This window comes from Streptomyces sp. NPDC032745 (assembly GCF_055579465.1).
Window position 1 is genome coordinate 107,611 of the sequence record NZ_JBVING010000009.1, and the last position, 18,441, is coordinate 126,051.

General features: G+C 69.2%; 17 protein-coding genes and 4 pseudogenes. 15 read left to right on the top strand and 6 right to left on the bottom strand.

The features are described from left to right. The first annotated feature begins 125 nt into the window (after nt 1–125). The 6 genes and pseudogenes from ACZ5WG_RS23615 to ACZ5WG_RS23640 form a co-directional block, all read left to right on the top strand. Nucleotides 126–1,064 (top strand): NADP-dependent oxidoreductase, encoded by a 939-nt coding sequence (locus ACZ5WG_RS23615; RefSeq protein WP_468725682.1) that lies wholly within the window; start codon nt 126–128, stop codon nt 1,062–1,064. Nucleotides 1,065–1,663: 599 nt separating this feature from the next. Continuing rightward, complete coding sequence (locus tag ACZ5WG_RS23620) at nt 1,664–2,296, top strand: hypothetical protein (RefSeq protein WP_468725965.1); 633 nt, start codon at nt 1,664–1,666, stop codon at nt 2,294–2,296. A 692-nt stretch (nt 2,297–2,988) separates the two neighbouring features. Further along, a complete protein-coding gene (locus tag ACZ5WG_RS23625) occupies nt 2,989–3,414 on the top strand; it encodes a hypothetical protein (protein ID WP_468725684.1) in 426 nt (141 codons plus the stop codon). Between the two features lie 57 nt (nt 3,415–3,471). Next, nucleotides 3,472–3,891 carry a hypothetical protein gene (locus ACZ5WG_RS23630; RefSeq protein WP_468725685.1) on the top strand — a complete coding sequence of 140 codons (420 nt, stop codon included), beginning with the start codon at nt 3,472–3,474 and terminating at the stop codon, nt 3,889–3,891. Nucleotides 3,892–4,104: 213 nt separating this feature from the next. Continuing rightward, nucleotides 4,105–4,419, top strand: coding sequence for a hypothetical protein (locus ACZ5WG_RS23635; RefSeq protein WP_468725687.1), 315 nt, complete (start codon nt 4,105–4,107; stop codon nt 4,417–4,419). Between the two features lie 237 nt (nt 4,420–4,656). Then, nucleotides 4,657–4,917 (top strand): annotated as a pseudogene (locus ACZ5WG_RS23640) (IS630 family transposase); the annotation flags it as partial. Nucleotides 4,918–5,090: 173 nt separating this feature from the next. Here ACZ5WG_RS23640 and ACZ5WG_RS23645 read toward each other — a convergent pair. Continuing rightward, complete coding sequence (locus ACZ5WG_RS23645; protein WP_468725689.1) at nt 5,091–8,351, bottom strand: bifunctional cytochrome P450/NADPH--P450 reductase; 3,261 nt, start codon at nt 8,349–8,351, stop codon at nt 5,091–5,093. 186 nt (nt 8,352–8,537) lie between these two features. Here ACZ5WG_RS23645 and ACZ5WG_RS23650 point away from each other — a divergent pair, with 186 nt between their 5' ends. Beyond that, nucleotides 8,538–9,209, top strand: a complete 672-nt coding sequence (locus ACZ5WG_RS23650) for a PAS domain-containing protein (protein ID WP_468725691.1) — start codon at nt 8,538–8,540, stop codon at nt 9,207–9,209. 223 nt (nt 9,210–9,432) lie between these two features. Here ACZ5WG_RS23650 and ACZ5WG_RS23655 read toward each other — a convergent pair whose 3' ends face one another. Both ACZ5WG_RS23655 and ACZ5WG_RS23660 read right to left on the bottom strand, forming a co-directional pair. After that, nucleotides 9,433–10,077, bottom strand: coding sequence for an NADPH-dependent F420 reductase (locus ACZ5WG_RS23655; protein ID WP_468725693.1), 645 nt, complete (start codon nt 10,075–10,077; stop codon nt 9,433–9,435). Nucleotides 10,078–10,125: 48 nt separating this feature from the next. Next, nucleotides 10,126–10,938 (bottom strand): inositol monophosphatase family protein, encoded by an 813-nt coding sequence (locus tag ACZ5WG_RS23660; RefSeq protein WP_468725694.1) that lies wholly within the window; start codon nt 10,936–10,938, stop codon nt 10,126–10,128. 126 nt (nt 10,939–11,064) lie between these two features. On the opposite strand from ACZ5WG_RS23660, the gene ACZ5WG_RS23665 reads away from it, so the two are divergent. From ACZ5WG_RS23665 to ACZ5WG_RS23680, 4 genes and pseudogenes are all read left to right on the top strand, one after another. Beyond that, entirely contained in the window at nt 11,065–12,009 is a 945-nt protein-coding gene (locus ACZ5WG_RS23665; protein ID WP_468725696.1) for a LysR family transcriptional regulator, read from the top strand. A 120-nt stretch (nt 12,010–12,129) separates the two neighbouring features. Further along, nucleotides 12,130–12,240 (top strand): annotated as a pseudogene (locus tag ACZ5WG_RS23670) (hypothetical protein); the annotation flags it as partial. A gap of 88 nt (nt 12,241–12,328) precedes the next feature. Next, complete coding sequence (locus tag ACZ5WG_RS23675; protein ID WP_468725698.1) at nt 12,329–12,547, top strand: DUF2625 family protein; 219 nt, start codon at nt 12,329–12,331, stop codon at nt 12,545–12,547. A 109-nt stretch (nt 12,548–12,656) separates the two neighbouring features. Next, nucleotides 12,657–13,058, top strand: a complete 402-nt coding sequence (locus tag ACZ5WG_RS23680) for a hypothetical protein (RefSeq protein ID WP_468725700.1) — start codon at nt 12,657–12,659, stop codon at nt 13,056–13,058. 147 nt (nt 13,059–13,205) lie between these two features. Here ACZ5WG_RS23680 and ACZ5WG_RS23685 read toward each other — a convergent pair. The 3 genes and pseudogenes from ACZ5WG_RS23685 to ACZ5WG_RS23695 form a co-directional block, all read right to left on the bottom strand. Beyond that, nucleotides 13,206–13,508: pseudogene (locus tag ACZ5WG_RS23685) on the bottom strand (VOC family protein); the annotation flags it as partial. Nucleotides 13,509–13,661: 153 nt separating this feature from the next. Beyond that, nucleotides 13,662–13,904, bottom strand: a pseudogene (locus tag ACZ5WG_RS23690) (transposase); the annotation flags it as partial. 158 nt (nt 13,905–14,062) lie between these two features. After that, nucleotides 14,063–14,683, bottom strand: coding sequence for a TetR/AcrR family transcriptional regulator (locus tag ACZ5WG_RS23695; protein WP_468725701.1), 621 nt, complete (start codon nt 14,681–14,683; stop codon nt 14,063–14,065). Nucleotides 14,684–14,788: 105 nt separating this feature from the next. Here ACZ5WG_RS23695 and ACZ5WG_RS23700 point away from each other — a divergent pair, with 105 nt between their 5' ends. From ACZ5WG_RS23700 to ACZ5WG_RS23715, 4 genes are all read left to right on the top strand, one after another. Further along, a complete protein-coding gene (locus ACZ5WG_RS23700) occupies nt 14,789–16,384 on the top strand; it encodes a CocE/NonD family hydrolase (protein ID WP_468725703.1) in 1,596 nt (531 codons plus the stop codon). 238 nt (nt 16,385–16,622) lie between these two features. After that, complete coding sequence (locus tag ACZ5WG_RS23705) at nt 16,623–16,901, top strand: cupin domain-containing protein (protein ID WP_468725966.1); 279 nt, start codon at nt 16,623–16,625, stop codon at nt 16,899–16,901. Between the two features lie 60 nt (nt 16,902–16,961). Next, nucleotides 16,962–17,084: a hypothetical protein gene (locus tag ACZ5WG_RS23710; protein ID WP_468725705.1), complete on the top strand. Its 123-nt coding sequence runs from the start codon at nt 16,962–16,964 to the stop codon at nt 17,082–17,084. Nucleotides 17,085–17,221: 137 nt separating this feature from the next. Beyond that, on the top strand, nt 17,222–17,824 hold the full coding sequence (locus ACZ5WG_RS23715) for an AMP-binding protein (RefSeq protein ID WP_468725706.1): 603 nt from the start codon (nt 17,222–17,224) through the stop codon (nt 17,822–17,824). Nucleotides 17,825–18,441 lie beyond the last annotated feature (617 nt).

Here is an 18,441-nt window from a genome sequence, read left to right on the forward strand (position 1 = left end):
TTTACCCAGCGCTACCGCCACTGGTTGCGGTAGCGCGAAGACATCGCCGCACTGGGGTGTCTTTCGTGTCAGGCCGGGGGTGAAGCCGCTTCTCTTTCATGATCATCAGGCGCAGAATGTTCTGCATGACGACGACACGGGTGATCACACAGCAGGCCCTCGGCGGCTCCGACGTGCTGGAACTTGCCGAGATACCCCTTCCCTCGCCGGGCCCGGGCGAGGTCCTGGTGCGCGTACGGGCCACCGGCATGAACCCTGCGGACTGGAAGGTCCGTATCGGCAAGGTGGACTTCTTCGGCCCGCCGCCGTTCGTGCTCGGCCACGAGTTCAGCGGCACGGTGGAGGGTATCGGCGAGGGCGCCACCCGCTTCGCGGTGGGCGAGGAGGTCTACGGCTGGACCGTCCCCCCGCATGGCAGCCACGCTGACCACGTGGTGGTGACCGAAGACCGGATCGCGCCAAAGCCGCGCACCCTCGACCACGTCGGCTCCGCGGCGCTGCCGATCTCCGGCTTCACCGCCTACCAGGCCCTGGTCACCCTCTCCGACATACAGCCCGGCCAGCGGGTGCTGATCCATGGCGCGGCCGGCGGCGTCGGCCACCTGGCCGTGCAGATCGCCAAGTCCCGGGGCGCGTACGTCATCGGCACGGCCCGCGCAGCCAAGCACGACTACCTGCGCGGACTCGGCGCTGACGAGCTGATCGACTACACGGTGGAGGACTTCTCGGCCCTGCGCGGCATCGACGCCGTGCTGGACACCGTCAGCAACGACTACGGCCCGCGTTCCCTGCCCACCCTCAAGCCCGGCGGCATCCTGGTCGACGTCGTCGGCGTCGGCGTGGACCGCACCGAGGTGACAGCCCGCGCCGCCGAACTCGGCATACGATTCGTGGAGTTCTTCCTGGAACCCACCCCCGCCGTGCTGACCGCCTTCGCCAAACTCGTCGACACCCACGGCATAAGCCCCACGATCGCCGACACCCTCCCGCTCACCGATGCCGCGAAGGCCCACGAGCTCAGCGAGACCGGCCGGGTCCAGGGCAAGATCGTCCTCGTGCCGTAGTCCCGACGTCCCGGAACCATAAGGTCGAGAAGGCGGGTGCCCGACTCCGGCTGAACTCGCCGGGCCAGGTGCCCGGTCCTCGTTGTCCATGGCGCCGGCCCCGACCAGCCGCATCTGGGCGGGGCCGAGGCCGTCCCGAGTTGGGCGGCAGGCGACCTCAACACCTGGGTGCTCACGAAGCCACCGGCCGAGCCGTTCCGCGTCGCGTCCTTCCCAGAGCGTGAGCGGGAGCCGGGTGGTGGCATCGACGAGAAGAGTTCCGTAGGTGTCGCCGTAGAGCGCGAAGTCGTCCACCCCCAGCACCCGGGGCGTGACCACTGGCGGAAACGGCACCCGCATCGGCTGGGCCAGGACGGTGCACCGCGAGAGCCTGATGTTCAGGATCCGAAGCATCCGGGAACCGCCCCGGCCGGCCAGCACCACGCCGACGTCCTCCACCAAGCGCTGCAACGGCGGTGTCCGCCATCTTGCCGGAGCCCCGTATCTGCTCAGGACGGTACAAGCGAAGGTGGTCAGCTCCCTTGGTCGAGCCGAGGGTGCTCGGCGTAATGGGGAGGCGATACGGGCGGGAGTGCGGAACACTTCGTCGGGTGATCGTGATGCAGCCCGTCCTGGAGATATACGCACCTGACGGCTTCGACCTCTGGCCTGTCGCCGAGAGCGAGCCGTTCGGCTTCCTGCCCCTCAGCGGTGAGCTCTCACCCGCTGAGGTCGGGACGGCGGTGATGCGCATCGCCAGCTGCAATGACATCGACCCTGACGGCGACCGCCCGCCTCGTCCGGCCGACCCGCTCGCCTCGTTCCTTCACGGACTGCTGACCATCGACCACCTCTTCGCAGCCGGCGGCCTGCGGGTCACCGACAACTCCACAGGCGTCACCTTCCAGCCCGACTGCTGCGATGGACTGGAGGACTGGCGCGACTGGCATCAGTTCGTCGACGACGGCATCCTGCTCGGATTCGGCCACGCCCCCGTGTCACCGGTTGCGGAGCGCTTCGGCGACACCGTCCGGCTCACTGTCAATGCCGAGCAGAACGACAGCCCGGTGATCGAGCTGTCCGTCACCGAGCTCCGTCACCTGCTGGCCGGTGCCGAGCGCGACCTGGCCGACTTCCTCACGCTGGCGGCCGATTGGGCCTCCAGGCACCTGCCCGGCCACTGCGCTCCCGTCACAGCCGCCCTCTCGCGGGTGCTCGACCTTCCCGCGCCGGCCATGCCGCCGGAGCCGTAGGAGGGCACAGATGCCTGGACTGGATTGAGGCAGGCCATAGCCCGGCTGTTCGGTCGTGGCGACGACCAGGGCGCGAGCGCTGCACTGGAGCGCCTCGACGGGACAGCGGCAGCTGTCGGGGCAACCGACCGCGGGGATGCCAAGCAGGTGTGGAAGTACCAGGTTGCCCTGTGGCAAGACCGGTTCGAGGGCTTGATGGAGAGTTTTGACGCGGCCGAGCGCCGGTGCGTCGGCGGGCGATCGGTGGCTTCACGCCGTCGGCTCCGGTGGGCAGCCTCTCCCAGAACCCCGCGACAGCCGGGGGAGGGGGTTCTGCGCATGACGGCGGCCGCGGCCTCCAGAACAGCCGCGCGCCCGGCCGGATTACCTTGCGCCGAGACGGGCGCAGCCGCCCGGCAGGGCCGGATCGATGAGAGCGCCCACGCGTTCGGGCACCGGCTGATCACCTTCAACAACCTCGGCTTCGCCGGCGTCTCTCCGGTGTCCAAACTCCGTGGGGCTGGGTTCGATGGGGTCACCTGGGTCTGCTACCACATCACGTCGACCGGCGAAACCTCCACTTTCAGAGGTCGCATGCCTCCGGGCAACGGCCTTAACGTCGTTTCACCACGACAGGTTCCCAAGTCAACTGAGCTTAAATCAGCAGAGATTGACGCACTGTCATCGTCTATCCCTTTCGCCGAGGAGCCCTAATGCACCTACGCAAGACGGCGGCCCGGATGGTCGCGGCGACCGCGGTCCTGGCAGGCGCCATGATCGGCACTGCCGTCCCCGCCCATGCGGCCGGCGGATGCTGGAACGGAGGCTTCAATGTCAACAGCGGGGGCGACTACACGTACCGTGCATACATGTGCCACAACCGCTCCGGGGCACCGGTGTGGGGTGCGACCAGGGACATGGACTATCCCAACAGCGTGGTCGGTTACATGTACTCCAATCCCAGCTGGTTCGCCTGCAGGATCGACAACGGTCAGTACAACGGCAACGACATCCATCCGTATCGGTGGCTGCTGACCCAGGCCGACAACGGCGCGTGGGGCTGGATGAAGGACACCGACATCTCCTCCGAGACCAATCCGGTGCCGTCCTGCGAAGACTACTGGTCCGGCCGCCTCTAGCCACACCGCTCCCGTCGCACGGCCTCCTCGGCGCCCTTCACGTCACCTGGAGAATCCATGCACTTCCGCGCTGCCACGACCGTACGGAACGCCGCCGTGCTGCTCACGGCCCTGTTGCTCGCGCTCGCGGCGAACGTCTCCCTCGCCGCTCCGCAGGCACATGCCTACAACAAGTATTGGATCACGACGTTCACCCTGGCGAGCGGATACCCGAACCCGGTCTGCGGAACGAGCAACGGACATCCGTGCGGACCCAACGGCTATCTCTACGCCGGAAGCAATTACGTCTTCTGCCGGGCTTGGGGAGCCGAAGTGAACGACAGTCAGGGAAACTTCAACCGTTGGTGGCTGTGGACCGACCTCGACACCCCCGGCGGCAGCCAAGGCTGGGTGTCGGCCTACTACCTGTCCGGCCAGGGAAACGATCAGGCCGACTACTGGAACGGGAGCCGCTGGGCGTCCATCCCGGACTGCTGACCCAAGATCGAAGGCAACCCCGGCGGGATCGGGGTTGAAACACCACATCGATTTCCCTGGAGCACAGATCTGACACCGCACGGGCCGAAACGTGCTCTCCGGGAAGCGGGGGCTGCGCACTCTTTCATTCTCGTCTCAGTACAACACTCCACAACCAATGGGGGATCCATGAGGGCCAAACGAGCCGTACTCAGAACCGCTTCCACACTCGCCATGGTGTCCGCGCTCGCGATGGGGACCTCACTGTCGGCACACGCCGCGAGCTACTCCGTCAGCTATGGGGCCAACTACGCAACCTACGACACCTCGACCCAGCGGTTCGAAGTCTGCGACATGGAACGAGACGGCAACGAGGTCTACATCTACTTCGGCAACGAGTACGGCAGTAACGAAACCGGAGAGTACGCCGACTACAACGGAAGCCAGGGCGGCTGCGGCAACGGAAGCGTTGGATTGTACAAGTACATGAACATCTGTGAAGACAGAGTCGGCTGGGACGAGTGCCGCTCGGTGACCCTGGAGTCGTAGGAAGCCGTTGTCGTATCCCGATCGAGGGTGCTGATCGAACAAGGCCCCGGCGGGGCGATCGTGGGCCAGTCGTTCCATGAAGGTCGATGAGGGGCCCGTTCGATCGGACGGGCCCCTCGCTGTTGTTCTCCATGCGACCTCCAAGCCTTGAGGTGGTTCTACCTCGCTCGTGACCTGCCCCACCGGGAGCTTCGTGTGCTGGCCTGCCCATCCGGTGTTCCAGAGTGATCAGGGGGCCCGCAGGTCCCCGCGTGGCGGGTCGCCGAACGCGACGAGCAGGCTGTCACCGCGTGGAAGGAGAGGACCCGGAGGGAGGTAATGGGCCCGGGCGGCCTGCAGGGCCACGTCTGCTTCGAGGGCGAGGCCGACTTCACCCACAGACCGCCCAAGGGCCGGACCTGGGGCCGGGGCGGCCGCACCTCGCGTCGTGACCATCAGCGGCCGCCGCTCGGTACGGCTGTCTGGGTGGCCGGGCTGATCGCGATGCGGGCAGGGTCAGGGGGAGGGTCCGGATCATGCACGCCATCCTGGTTGACGGCACTGTCAACGTGACACGGCGGGTTCCGGCGGGACCACCCGCGGAGTGCTGGGCGGGGGGAGAGGGGGGAGGGGGGCGGCCCGAAGGGGAACCGCGCCGCCCCCGCCCAGCGCCCGGTGGACGCCGCCCCCCGTCAGCCGCCCACGTAGACGTCCTCCACGTAGCGGCCGTCCGCCACCAGCCCCCGGAGCCACTCCGAGGCCGTCGACCCATCCTTCCCGCTGTACCGGACGTACAGCTGCCGGAAGGCTTCGCGGACGCCCGGGGCCATGCGGGAGCCGTCACCGCAGACGTGGATGCGGGCGCCCGCCTCGGTCAGCCGCCAGACCTCCTCGCCCTCCGCCTCGATCCGGTGCTGTACGAAGCGGACTTCGCCTTCGGGTGCCAGTGAGAAGGCGGGGCGCATGGACACGGTGCCCTCGCGGTCGGCGTCCTCCAGCTCCGCTCGGTGGAGGTAGTCCACATCCGGGTGATCGCAGCCGAAGTAGCAGAGCGCGGGGGCCAGTTCGGCTCCCGACGCACGGAGCGCGCGACGGTCGGCGATCGCCCCCCGGAAGGGCGCGAGGCCGGTACCCGCGCCGATCATGATGACCGGCGTCCGCTCGTCATGCGGAATGCGGAAGGCCTCCCGGCACGGCTGTACCCGGGCGAGGATCGTGTCGCCGGGACGTACCCGGTGCAGGTACGAAGAGCCCACTCCGCGGAACACTCCGTCCCGGCCGGAGCGGTGGGGGGCCTCCAGGAGCGAGATCATCAGGTCTGCCTGCTCCGGACCTGCCGACGGGGACGAGGAGATGGAGTAGTGGCGGGGCCGCATGGGCTCCAGCAGCTCCAGCAGTACGGGCCACGGCAGACGGCCCCGGAGCGCGGGGTGCTCCTCGACCAGGTCCACGAGGCTGCCCGGGCGGGCTCCGTCGGCTCCTGCGGCCTCTGCCGCGATCCGTTCCAGCGCGGCCTTCTCCGGCGGGCACGGGTTGTGCGCCGCGAGGAGGGCTGCATGCTCGGCCGTCACCGGGGCCTGGAGCTCGACGTACCGGGCGAGCAGTTCGCGTACGGCGACGGGGCGGTCGAGCGGCAGGGTGGTCCGGCCGGGGCGGTGGGAGCGGATGTTCAGCACCGCGCCCAGGTCGGCGCCCAGGACCCGGGCCGCCCGCTCTACCTGGCCGGGGTCGTTGGCCGGGAGGACGGCCAGGTGGTCGGCGGTACGGTAGCGGACCCCTTCGGGAAGCCTGACGCGCAGGAAGCGCTTCGACCTGCCCGCCGGGTGGCCGAGGTCGGCGAGGTCCCCGGTGTGCGTCACCGTCATCGGCTGAAGGTCGTGTCGCCGGGCCAGTGCGTCGAGCGGTTCACCCGTGACCTCGACGACGTCGTACGCCGGGCCGGGCGGCTCCTCCGCCCGGGAGGGGGCCACGGATGCCGGGTCGCCGTAGCGCTCCAGCAGCGTACGGCGCAGGGCGGCGGTGAAGCCGCGTACCGCTCCTGCGAGGTCCCCGGAGGCGTCGGCTTCGGCACGGTCCATCAGCCGCGTCGCACCCGCCGAGGCGAGGCGGCCGTCGATGAGCGCGGGTACCTGCTGGTAGGTGGCTGCCCAGTTGCGGTCCCCGACGCCCAGGACGGCGTAGTGCACGCCTTCCGCGGCACCGGGGCCCGCCTGCGTCAGCCACGAGACGAATCCGGCCGCGTCGTCGGTGGGCCGTCCGTTGTACGACGCCGCGACGACGACCAGTGGCCCGTCCGTCGGCAGCCCACCGTCACGGTGGTCGTCGAGTGGCGCGACACGCGTCCCGAAGCCCAGTTCCGCTGCCGTTTCGGCCAGGTCTTCCGCGTACGCGCGGCAGGTGCCGAAGTTGGATCCGTACAGCAGCGTCAGCGTCGTACCGGGAACGGTCCGGGTGGGGGAGGCCCCCGCGGCCGGCGCCTCCGTGTCTTCGCCGTGGCCGGCCGGGAGGACCGCCCCGAGGGCCGTACGGTTGCGGGAGCGGTCGGCCGGGGTGCGCCGGCCCAGGGCCAACGTGAACCCGTCGGGCTTGAGCGTGAGCGTCTCCTTGATGCGCAGGTCATACCGCCCCTGGTCGATGAAGCGGTAGCGGTGGACCAGCATGCCCAGCAGCATCGTCGCCTCGTGGAGGGCGAACTGCCGTCCGATGCAGGCGCGTTCCCCGGTCCCGAACGGCTTGTACGCGTGCGGGGACCGGGCCGCCTCCGCCTCGGCGGCGAAGCGGTCCGGGTCGAACTCCTCGACGTTGTCGCCCCACACCGGGTCGCGGTGCAGCATCGGGGTCAGCACCAGCATCCGCTGCCCCGCCTTGACCGGGTAGCGGCCGCCGATCACGGTGTCGGCGCGCGCCTCGCGTGCGAACGCGGCGGCGGTCGGCCACAGCCGCAGCGCCTCGTTGAGGACCTGGCGCACGTAGCGCAGCCTGCCGATGTCCTCGAAGGCGGGCTCGGGGTCAGGGTCGTCGCCCCACAGCGCGTCGGTCTCGGCCTGGGCCAGGTGCAGCACCGCCGGGTTCTTCATGAGGTGGTACAGCGCGAACGAAAGGGTGCCCGAAGTCGTCTCGTGGCCCGCGATCAAGAACGTGATCACCTGGTTCCTGATGTTCGCCTCGTCGAGCACCTCGCCGGACCGGGGGTGCGGGGAGCCCAGCATCAGGCCCAGCAGATCGTCGGTCGAGGTGTCCCCCGAGGCCTTGCGCTGCTCGATCACCTCGTCGACGACCCGGGCCAGGTAGGCGGCGTCCGCGGCGAACGCCACGTCCTCGGCGGTGTGGTCCGCGCCGGGCACCCGGCCGAGTTTGGCCTGGCTGTGGGCGAGGGCCCGGACGAGTGCCTGGACGAACGGGTGCGCCTGCTCACGCTCGAAGGACGCGAAGTCGTAGCCGAAGCCGGACAGGCCTATGGTGTCCAGGGTCATCCGGGTCATGTCCTCGGCGACGTCGACCGGGGCGGACACGCCGGCGCCCGCGGTGAACCGCGCGTCCCAGGAGCCGATGAGCCGCTTGGCGACCCGCAGCATGTGCGGGTGGTAGGTGCGCATCGAGGTGAGGGCGAAGGCCGGGAGCAGGATGTCGTGCGCCTTGGCCCAGTTGGGCTCGTCGTTGTACGCGGTGAACAGTCCGTCGGCGGCGACCTCGCGTACGTTCTCCAGCGCCGGACCGATGCCCTTGACGAAGCGCTGCTCGTCGGAGAGTTCCTCCACCAGCGCCGCCGCACTCACGAACACGGTCTCCCGGTCGTGGAAGCGCTGGACGAAGACCGGACCGAGCCGGCGCGCGTGCCCCATGGCCGTCTGCAGCGGGGTGCTCGTCATCCCCGAGTCGCTCACGTCGACGACCGGCAGGTGCGCAGCGTCGTCGTCGAGGGGTCCGGTGCCGGTGGTGTGCGATTCACTCATGGCGTCTGCCTCTTCTGGTCACGTCATTGCCTGGACCTGTGCACCCGCTCGCTGATCGGATGCGTGTCGTGTCCACGGTGACGCGGCCGCCGGGGCGATCGCGTATGACGACTACCTATTCTTGTAGTGGTGTTTTCCGTTCCGGGGCTTGATCGGGGGCAGTTGGCCGTGGCAGAGGGAGAGCGCGTGACACAGCCGTCACGGCATGCGCTGGGCGAGGCGGCGGCGGCTTGGCGGTCACGTTTCGTCAGCCTGTTCGACAGGGCGCCCGTGGCACTGGCGATCAGCGACGCGTACGGTCTGATCCTCGGCGCGAACCCCGCGTTCGCCTCCGCATGGCAGCTCCAACCGGGAAAACTGGAAGGCCGCCGACTCCTCGACATCCTCACTCCGACCAACGACCGGCAGCTGCGCAGACTGGACGAGGCCCTGCGCTCGCGCCGCAGGTCCCGCTACCCGGTTGAGGTGAGCTGGCAGGTCCGGGGGACGGCCCGCCACGGCCGGGTCACCGTCGAACCGGTCTCCGACCCGCAGGACGACATCCCCCGCCTGCTGGTCTCGCTGACCGAGGAAACGAGCGGAGGCCGGCCCGAGCTGCCACCGGAGGACCCGGCCGACGGCCTGAGCCCCCAGGAGGCGCGCATCCTGCCGCTCGTCGCGGCGGGGGCGTCGGGATCGGCCATCGCCCGCGCGGTGGGCCTCACCGTCGACGGGGTCAACTACCACGTGACCCGGCTCTGCCGGCGGCTCGAGGTACCCAACCGCCCGGCTTTGATCGCTCGCGCCTACGTCCTGGGCCTGCTGGACCCGACGGCATGGCCTCCGCGTGTGACAGCGGCCGGTCCGGAGCGGCCGTGAGCCTGCACCTCCGTGCCCTGCCGCGCACCTCGGATGCCAGGGGCGCGGCCCTTGGGCTGGCGGGGTTCGGGGGAGTCGGGCACGGGTGGGACGGGCAGGGGTGGGACGGGGAGGTCCGTGGGCGTGTCCGGGGCGACACCATCCGCCGCGCACCCGGCCTACGGCCCCAGCTGCCTCGCACGAGCCGCCTGCCTGACTTTGGTCTGAACCCGGTCTTGGTGGGTCAGCGGGCGAGGGAGACGGCGAAGGGTTCGAAGCCGTTTCGGCGCAGGATGTGGGGCACGATCAGGATCATGGCCTCGGTGGCGCGGGCTGTGGTGATACCGCCGAGGTCCTCGATCCGTTCGGGCTGCCAGCCCAGGTCTCCGAGCAGGCCGGAGACGGTCTTCTTCGCGTGTTCGTCGTCGCCCGAGAGATAGGCGGTCGGTGGGGTGGCCAGGGTTTCGGGCGCGGTCATGACCATGAACAGCATGGTGTTGAGGGTCTTGACCACGTGGGTGTCGGGGAGGGCGGCTTGGAGCCTCTCGGCGAGGCTGCTGTCGGGGTAGCAGAGCTTGCCGGGCAGGCCGTCAGCGGCGTCGCGGGTTGCGTTGGAGACGTCTACGAGGATCTTGCGGGCGAGTTCGGTGCGCAGGTCGGTGAGGCGCTCCAGGGAGCTGTCGCCGGGCGTCGCGTTGATCACGATGTCCGTGGTGCGGGCGGTGGTGCGCTGGTCGGCGAAGGCGATCCGCGGGGCGAGCCCAATGGTGCGGGCGGCGGTGTCTTCGGGGTTCCGGCTGCCGATGGTGACATGGTGTCCGGCTGTGGAGAGTTTGCCGGCGAGGTTGGTGCCGACGCGGCCGGCGCCCAGGATGCCGATGTTGGTCATGCGGTGGTGTTCCTTGCCGTATTGGGTGGGAAGGGCGGAGACGTCCGGTCAGGCGATGGGTGAGAGGACCTTGAGGGCGGCAGGGTGGATGCCGGGGGCGGCGGCCAGGAAGTCGCGGCTGCCCGTGTTCCAGGGTTCGCCCGCCAGGTCGGTGACGGTGCCTCCGGCCTCGGAGACCAGCAGGGCGCCGGCGACCAGGCCAGAGCGGACGTCGGAGAACTGCCAGAACGCGTCCGTGCGTCCGGCGGCGACGTGGATGAGCTGCATCGTGGCGGGCACGGACACGCGCACGACCAGGCCGTTGATGAGCATGGCGGTGACGGAGTCACCGATCCGCCGGAAGATGCGCTCGTCCTCGCCGGGCTTGGCCTGACCGGTGCCGACGAGCGCGGCGCCCAGGTCGGTCTTGGCGGACACCTTCAGGGGCCGGCCGCCCAGGCGGGCACCGCTGCCCGCGACCGCGGTGTACGTGTCGCCAGTGAGCGGCAGGTGGACGACGGTGAGCACCGGCTGGTTGTCGCGGACCAGGGTGGCGGTGACGGCCCAGTCCTCCATGCCGTGGACGTGGTTGATGTTGCCCTCGGCGGGGTCGACGACCCACCATTCCCCGGGCGGGAGCGCGCCGCCGGCCAGCTCGTCCTCGGCCCACTGCGACCCCGGCCGGGCCCGCAGCAGCGGTTCGCGCAGTACGTCCAGTACCGCGTCGTCGTTGGCGTGGATCTCCTCGACGACCTCGTCCAGACTCACGCCCCGGGCGTTCGAGGTGTGGCGGTCGCGCAGCGTGACGCCGGCGGCCTTCACCGCGGCGGTCACGTCGGACAGGAGCGTCGCGTCGGCGTCGAAGGGCATGACTGTGCTCATGGTGGGCTCCCTGGGGGATTGGTAGAAGCGGGGTGAAGCGGGGCGCTTGTCTCGCCCCGCACTTCGAAGGTAGGGCGCCCGATCATTAACAACAAGTGCATGCTAGACACTTGTAGAGTTACTGCCATGCAACTGGATCTGAACCTGCTCACCGCCCTGGACGCCCTGCTGGAGGAGGGGAGCGTCGCCGGCGCGGCAGCACGCCTCCACGTCACCGCACCGGCGATGAGCCGCTCCCTGGGCCGCATCCGCAAGGCCACCGGTGACCAGATCCTGGTCCGCACCGGCCGCAGCATGGTCCCCACCCCCCGCGCGCTGGCCATGCGCGCCGAGGTCCACACCCTCGTGCAGCGAGCCCATCAACTTCTTTCCGCGCAACAGGAACTCGACCTGGCGGCTCTGGACCGGGTCTTCACCGTGCGCTGGCACGACGCCCTGACCGCCGCGTGCGGCACCGCATTGACCAAGGCCGTCCACCGCCAGGCCCCCGGCGTCCGGCTGCGCCTGTCCGCCGAACCCGGGACGGACGACGCCGAGCTGCGCCGGGGCGAGGTCGACCTCGAATCGAGCTCCAGCGCCCCGACGCTCCCCGACATCCGCCAGCACCTCGTCGGCAAGGACCGGCTGGTCGTCGCCGTCCGACCGGGGCACCCGCTCACCGAAGGCCCGCCGAGCCTCGAGCGCTACGCAGCCGCCGAACACCTCACCGTCTCGCGACGCGGAAGCCTGCGCGACCCGATCGACGACGCCCTGACCACACGCGGCCTCCAACGGCGCGTCGTCGCCGCCGGGCCCACCACCGCCTTCGCACTGCAACTCGCCCTCGACACCGACCTGGTCGTCACCCTCCCCGACGCGGTCACCCGCACAGCCCGGGAACAACTCGGCCTGGTCACGCTGCCGCCGCCGATCCCGCTGCCCGACGTCCCCCTGTACCTGCTGTGGCACCAGCGCCACGACAACGACCGCGCCCACACCTGGCTGCGAGACCTGGCCACCGAAACCGTCCAGGCACTATTCACATCACCGACCGCCTCTCAGCAGCCCCTCACCAACCGGACCGGGCAGTGACGGATACGCCCGGGCAAAGGCCTGGTGCACCTCACTCCTGCTCTCGCGAACATCACCTATTCGTGCGAGCGTGCGACTCCCGATCTCACGCCTGGCCTCTACTCCTTCAGGAGCTTGCTTGTGGATGGTGGATGGCTGCAGATCCTCGGAAGCCCGGGTGACACCGGGCTGCCTGGCCTGGCCGAGGTCAACGCGATGCCCTCGATTTTCGATCCCGCTTGGCGGCCCGGCGCTGGTCTCGTGGTTGCGCACGACGTGGTGGGCGGGGTCTTCGCCCTTAACGGGGGCAACCCCGTGAGGCCGGTCGTCCTGGCGAGCCATGCGAGATCATCTACTTCGCCCCGATGCGCTCGGCTGGGAGGCCTTGGGCGCCGGCCACTCGGCGTGGCTGTCCTGGATCCTCTCCGGAGGACTCCAGGGGTTCTATGAATGCCTGCGGTGGGACGGCTGGCGCAGTGAGTTCTCCGTGCTGAACGGTCGGCAGGGGCTCTCGGTCTTCCCGCCGTTGTGGTCGGCCGAGGCCCGCCAGGATCTGTGAGCGACTAGGGCCTGTTGCGAAGGTGGGAGCCGGTGCATTGCGGGGTGCGAGCAGGGGGGACCGCGCGCCGAGCGGGCCGGACGGGCGTCCGGCGATAGGTTCTGGTGCCATGGCGGAACCCATTTACTACGTTGACCGCTCGGACATCCGCGAGGGTAAAATCGCGGAGGTCAAGCACGGGATGCGCGACCTGGCCACGTTCGTCGAGGCGCGCGAGCCTCAGCTGATCGCCTACCACTTCTACATCGATGACTCCGAGTCCACGATGACCGTGGTAGCCGTCCATCCTGATTCGGCGTCGATGGAGTTCCACATGGAGCTCGGCGGACCGAAGTTCCGCGAATTCGGCGCACTCATCCGCATGAGATCCATCGACGTGTACGGTCAGCCGAGCCCGGTGGTCGTGGACCAGCTCCGCCAGAAGGCCGAGATGCTCGGCGGAGGCACCGTCACCCTCCACACCCTGCAGGCGGGCTTCAGCCGGCTGCATCCGCCCCGGAACACCGGCTGAGGATCCATTGCGAAAGTGAATCTTGGTCGTGAATGATCACGTTTCGTGGGACGTGGTGATCTGACAAACGGCCAGTGAGGTCTTCTCGGCAACGTGACGGTTGCGGTGTGTGACAGGGTGCGGGTGCCCGCTCGCGGCCGAGTTCTGCGGTGCCAGGGTGAGTAGGACGTCGAACTCGTTGCCCTCGGGGTCTGCCATGACCACCCAGTTTCCGTCTGAGCCCTGGCCCGCATCCGTCTTGGTGGCGCCGAGGCCGAGCAATCTGGTCACCTTGTCCTCGGTGCTGCCGTCGACCGGGCTGACATCGAGGTGAAGCCGGTTCTTCACGGTCTAGCCCTCGGGCACCTGGATGAACAGCAGGGTGGGCGGCATCTGGAGGGCCCGGACATCCTCGACAGTCGGCACCCAGGAGCCGATCTCGACCTTGCCCTCGCTCCGGTCGATCACCTGGATCTTTGAGCCCTTCTTGCCGCGATCTACGGGATTCGGACCCCTCAGGTCCCCCTTTGAGGCCCACATGTTCGCCGGGTCGATCGCGCACCGGGACCAGTCCAGACCCCCACGTGCACCGAGTTCGTCCAGGACCACGCGGTGGAGCTTGCCCCAAACCCTGGCTCGGCTCCACCCGGTGAACCGGCGGTGCGCGGTCGGTCCAGACGGGCCGAGGGTCGACGGCAGCTGTCGCCAGGTACAGCCCGTCGTGGCCACGAACACGATCGCCGCCAGCACCTCGCGATCCCGGTGCCGCCGTCGACCGCCGCCCTGCGGACGCACCGGAGCGGCCGGGACCACCCGTTTGAACAACTCCCACAACCCGTCCGGAATCAGACGCTCCACCCACGTCATCACAACAGACAGCCTAGTGATCAAGCCACTTGGAACGCCCTCTGAGACCAGGTACGCGCGTACGGGCTTCCCGCGCCCGAGAGCGGAACGGCGCCGCGCGCCGGCGGGCTTCCCGGAGCGCCGGAGAACCGTTGGCGAGACTCGCTGGACCTGTCGGGTCAGCCCGGGCTCCGGCCGTCGTCGCTGAGGCTCGAGGGCAGGGGGCCGGCGAGGTAGTGCTGGATGGTGGGGGCGATGAGGTCGGTGACGGAGGAGGCGGGGAGGGTGGCGATATCGCCGACCTGCCAGATGTAGCGGTTCATGACCATGCCGACGATCTGGGTGGAGATGAGGCTGGCCCGCAGGTTGCGTTCGGTGTCGGGCAGGCTGTGGGAGACGACGGCCAAGACGAGTTCGGAGAACAACTGCCGCAGGCGTTGCAGGGCGGCGGGTTCCTGGGCGGCGGTGAGGATGATGGAGCGCAGGATCTCGGCGGCGACGGGGTCCTCCCACAGGTTCAGGGTGGCCTGCACGAAGGCCTGCCCCCGGCGGTCCATGGGCTGTTCGGCGGCGGCGGCCACGGCTGCGCCGAACGCCTCGGGGGGTTGCATCACCTCTTCCAGCAGCCCGGTCTTGGTGCGGAAGTAGTAGTTCACCAGGCCGGGGTCGACGCCGGCCTCCTGGGCGACCGACCGGAGTGAGGTCGCGGCGTAGCCGCGCGTGGCGAAGGATCTGCGGGCGGCGGCGACGATCTTGTCCGCCTGCTCTCCGCGTTCACCCCGAGGGCCTCGACCAGTCACACCGCATCACCTTCCGTAACGGTTGGAAGAGGGGGCTTCCCCTCGGCAAGAGTTTCAGCATACGTTGAAATTAGTTTCCACGCATGAGGAAATTAGGAGTTGGTCATGCGTACGATCAAGAACGAGTGGATCACTGCGTCCGACGGCGTCCGCATCTGCGCTGATGTGTACCTGCCGGAAGGGGGCGGGCCGTTTCCGGCGCTGTATGCGGTGGCGCCGTACCAGAAGGACCTGCTGTACCTGCCGGCGGTGTCGATGTTCCGGTTCATCGAGACCGGCCCCCTCGACTACTGGACCGGCCACGGCTATGCCGTCGTGGTCGGCGATCAGCGCGGTACCGGCAGGTCCGAGGGGCAGTTCGAGCTGTTCGGCCCCGCCGAGCAGCGCGACTTCTACGACACCATCGAGTGGATCGCCTCCCGCCCCTGGTCGACCGGCAAAGTGTCGATGATCGGGGAGAGCGCCTACGCCGTGAACCAGTGGCTGGCCGCCGCGCAGCGCCCGCCGCACCTGACCTGCGCGCTGGTCTACAGCGGTTTCACGGACCTCTACCACGACGCTGTCTACCACGGCGGGGTCTACTCCTTGGGGTTCCTCAACTTCTGGTCGACCGAATACCTCCGCGCCGGCGCCGCGATCGGCGGCGGCACTCCGCCCCGGCCCGGCGGCATCACCGCCGACCTCATCGGCATGACCTTGGACCGGCCCGTCTTCGACGACTGGTGGGAGCAGCGAGCGGTGAAGGTGGAGGACATCGACGTCCCGGTGCTGAACATCGCCTGGTGGTACAGCGTCGGCCTGCACCTGCGCGGTCAGCTCGACGGCTACGAACGGCTCAAGGGCACCGACAAGCGCCTCGTCGTACTCGCCGGCACCGACAGCCACGAGCGCTACTACCAGCCCGATTTCCTCGACACCCACATCCGCCCCTGGTACGACCACTGGCTCAAGGGCGTCGACAACGGCGTCATGGACGGCCCTGCGGTCCGTATCCAGGTCGCCAACTCCGGGCGCCTGCCGCGGCAGGAATCCGAATGGCCACCCCAGCGCGCCGTGCCGACCACGCTCTACCTGGACCCCGCTCCCGCACACGCCGTCCTCTCACTCAACGACGGCAGCCTCGCCACCACCCCGCCCACCCGGCCGGCTGGCGGGCCGACCATCTACGACTACCCCAATCCCGAGTGGACGGTGGGCACCACAGTCATCACCGACGGCATCCCGCAACCCACCCGGGGCATCCTCACCTTCACCACCGCGCCCCTGGAACACGACACCGAGGTCACCGGGAAGATCACCCTGGTCCTGTACGCGGAGTCCGACCAGACCGACACCGACTTCCACGTCAAGATCTCCGAGCAGAAGGCCGTGCCCAAGCTCAAGGAGGCCCTCATGCGCAGGGTCGCGAAGAACGTGCCACCGCCCTCCGCCATGGTCACCCGCGGCTGGCTGAAGGCATCCCACCGCACACACCCGCCCCAGCCGATCGAGCCGGGAACCGTCGTCCGCTACGAGATCGAGGTCTGGCCGACCTCCTATCTGTTCCCCAAGGGCAGCCGTATCCGCCTGGAGATCGCCAACGGTGACTCGGCGGTCGCCGACGGCCTGTTCCACCACTACTACGGCCACAAGACGGGCCGCGACCTCATCCACCACGACGCCGACCACCCCTCCCACCTCGTCCTGCCCGTCATCCGCTAGCTCCCCGACTCGGCCCGCTGTGCAGCTCCTGACGCCCGGCTCAGGCCGTCCGACGATCGAGTGCTTCACATCGCCGAGGTCACCGAGGTGGTCTGCGCTGTCCCGCCGGCCGAACGGCCTTTGCCCCGTACCTCCCCGCCGACGTCCCCGTCGGCGCCGACGCCTCGGCCTCCTCCTCGCCCGGCCCAACCCCCAGCGGGCCGCGGCTCCGCCCACCCCCCCCGGAGCCGCCGTGACCATGGCCTGCCTCGCCCAACCCGACCAGCAGCAGGCCCTTGAAAGGATCGACGGCGGACTGATCACGGCCCTGCTCGACAGCAAGGCCACCGGAGGACAGCTCACCGTCGGACGGTTAGACATCCCCAAGGGCGAGGCCCCGCCCTTCCACCTCCACACCCGCGAAGACGAGGTGTTCCTCCTCCCCAAGGGCGAGGCCCTGGCGTGGGTCGGAGGCGAACGCCACGAACTGTCCGAAGGCGGCGCCGTCTACCTGCCCCGCAACATCCCCCATGGCTAATGCATTACCTCCGACCGCGAGGACCTCCTCCTCATCGCCACTCCCGCGGGCATCGAGGAAATGTTCCGGCACGCCGGACGCGACACCAGCACTCCCCGCCCCGACGGGTTCGAGATCACCAAGGACCGGCTCGCAGAAGCCGCAGCCCTGCGCGGCACCCTCATCTTCGGACCACCCCGCTGACCCCCACACTCACCCGACCGCCTCGCACCAGCCGTCCCGCCTCCCCGAGGGAGGCGGTCGCGCCGCCGCAGGACAACCCGCCCGGCATTGCCCCTCCGCCCAATCCGCCCCGCACACCCGAACCCAGAGGAACCGTCATGACCAATGTCGCCACCCTGCTGACGGGCTCCGCAGTTGCTCAAGGTGACCGGATCGCCATACGGCACGAGACCACTGCGCTGACCTCTGCCCAACTCGACGACCTGACCGCACGGACCGCCGCGCTACTGCAGGCCCGCGGCGTATGCCCGGGCGACCGGGTGGCTGTCATCACGCCCAACGTCCCGCACTGTGAAATGCGGGGCCCCACCACAGCGACAGGAGGCCCCGCCACAGCCAACCCTGCCCTGATCTACCCGATCGCGGCCGCCATCGGCGCTACGTACACGGCTGCCGTCGGCGCTACGTACGCGGCCGCCGCATGGGCTTGGCGCCGCTACAAGGCCGCGGCCCTGGACGGCGTGTACCCCGGATCTCCGGAACACCAGGCCGCGCTAAAGTCGGTCGAGGACCGCACCGCACCCCAGTTCACGTACTGGCCGCACCTGCCGACCGCGGTGCAGGCTACCCACGACCAAGCTGCCATCGACCACGCCTCCGCGGCGACCGACACCGAGCCGGGGCAGCCCAACGACTTGGTGATCGGGGTCGTGTCCGACGGCGTCGCCTACGCCGAGCAAGGCAACCCGCGGGCGGGATAGGTCACCGAAACGGGGTCCGGCGTGACGTCGATCGCTGTAGCCGCCGACGAAAGGAACGGCCCGTTGATCGCGGTAGCCACCAGTTCCCTCCTCGGCCCACTGATCAGCCTCCTGTTCGAATGCACCTACTACAAGACAGGCAGCCTGAGAGCGCCCTGGCTGTACGCGTTGGCCGGGCTTTCATAGGAGTGGAACACCCCCACGTGTCCTGTGGCTCACGACCACGGAGCCGCAGGACACGGCGTTTCACACGTCGGCTCAGACCCACCGGTCCGAAATCACGTAACGGCACTGACCTCCGGCACGGTTCCAGCCTGACCCCGAGACCCGAACTCTTTGATGTTGCCCGGCTGTTGCCGCGTCTCGACCACGAAACAGACCTTCGACCTGCAGCTGGACGCGATGGTCGGCCTCGAGATCCAGAGCGGGAGCACGTTCACGGACAACAAGACCGGCGCCTCGATCGAGTGGGGACGCCTCGATGGTGGACCGCTCACAGGAGCGGTCCTCGCGCCCTGCTCGCCTGACACCGGGCACACCGCCCCGCACCCGCCGACAGCCCCAGAGCGCCGGATACGGCCACCAATGGCCCCGGCACACGACTCATGGGCCCCAGC

Excerpts from the sequence above, each read along its gene's own strand:
- ACZ5WG_RS23615 (WP_468725682.1), top strand. The coding sequence starts at position 126 with ATGACGACGACACGGGTGATCACACAGCAGGCCCTCGGCGGCTCCGAC.
- ACZ5WG_RS23620 (WP_468725965.1), top strand. The coding sequence starts at position 1,664 with ATGCAGCCCGTCCTGGAGATATACGCACCTGACGGCTTCGACCTCTGG.
- ACZ5WG_RS23625 (WP_468725684.1), top strand. The coding sequence starts at position 2,989 with ATGCACCTACGCAAGACGGCGGCCCGGATGGTCGCGGCGACCGCGGTC.
- ACZ5WG_RS23630 (WP_468725685.1), top strand. The coding sequence starts at position 3,472 with ATGCACTTCCGCGCTGCCACGACCGTACGGAACGCCGCCGTGCTGCTC.
- ACZ5WG_RS23635 (WP_468725687.1), top strand. The coding sequence starts at position 4,105 with ATGGTGTCCGCGCTCGCGATGGGGACCTCACTGTCGGCACACGCCGCG.
- ACZ5WG_RS23645 (WP_468725689.1), bottom strand. The coding sequence starts at position 8,351 with ATGAGTGAATCGCACACCACCGGCACCGGACCCCTCGACGACGACGCT.
- ACZ5WG_RS23655 (WP_468725693.1), bottom strand. The coding sequence starts at position 10,077 with ATGACCAACATCGGCATCCTGGGCGCCGGCCGCGTCGGCACCAACCTC.
- ACZ5WG_RS23660 (WP_468725694.1), bottom strand. The coding sequence starts at position 10,938 with ATGAGCACAGTCATGCCCTTCGACGCCGACGCGACGCTCCTGTCCGAC.
- ACZ5WG_RS23665 (WP_468725696.1), top strand. The coding sequence starts at position 11,065 with ATGCAACTGGATCTGAACCTGCTCACCGCCCTGGACGCCCTGCTGGAG.
- ACZ5WG_RS23675 (WP_468725698.1), top strand. The coding sequence starts at position 12,329 with ATGCGAGATCATCTACTTCGCCCCGATGCGCTCGGCTGGGAGGCCTTG.
- ACZ5WG_RS23680 (WP_468725700.1), top strand. The coding sequence starts at position 12,657 with ATGGCGGAACCCATTTACTACGTTGACCGCTCGGACATCCGCGAGGGT.
- ACZ5WG_RS23700 (WP_468725703.1), top strand. The coding sequence starts at position 14,789 with ATGCGTACGATCAAGAACGAGTGGATCACTGCGTCCGACGGCGTCCGC.
- ACZ5WG_RS23705 (WP_468725966.1), top strand. The coding sequence starts at position 16,623 with ATGGCCTGCCTCGCCCAACCCGACCAGCAGCAGGCCCTTGAAAGGATC.
- ACZ5WG_RS23710 (WP_468725705.1), top strand. The coding sequence starts at position 16,962 with ATGTTCCGGCACGCCGGACGCGACACCAGCACTCCCCGCCCCGACGGG.
- ACZ5WG_RS23715 (WP_468725706.1), top strand. The coding sequence starts at position 17,222 with ATGACCAATGTCGCCACCCTGCTGACGGGCTCCGCAGTTGCTCAAGGT.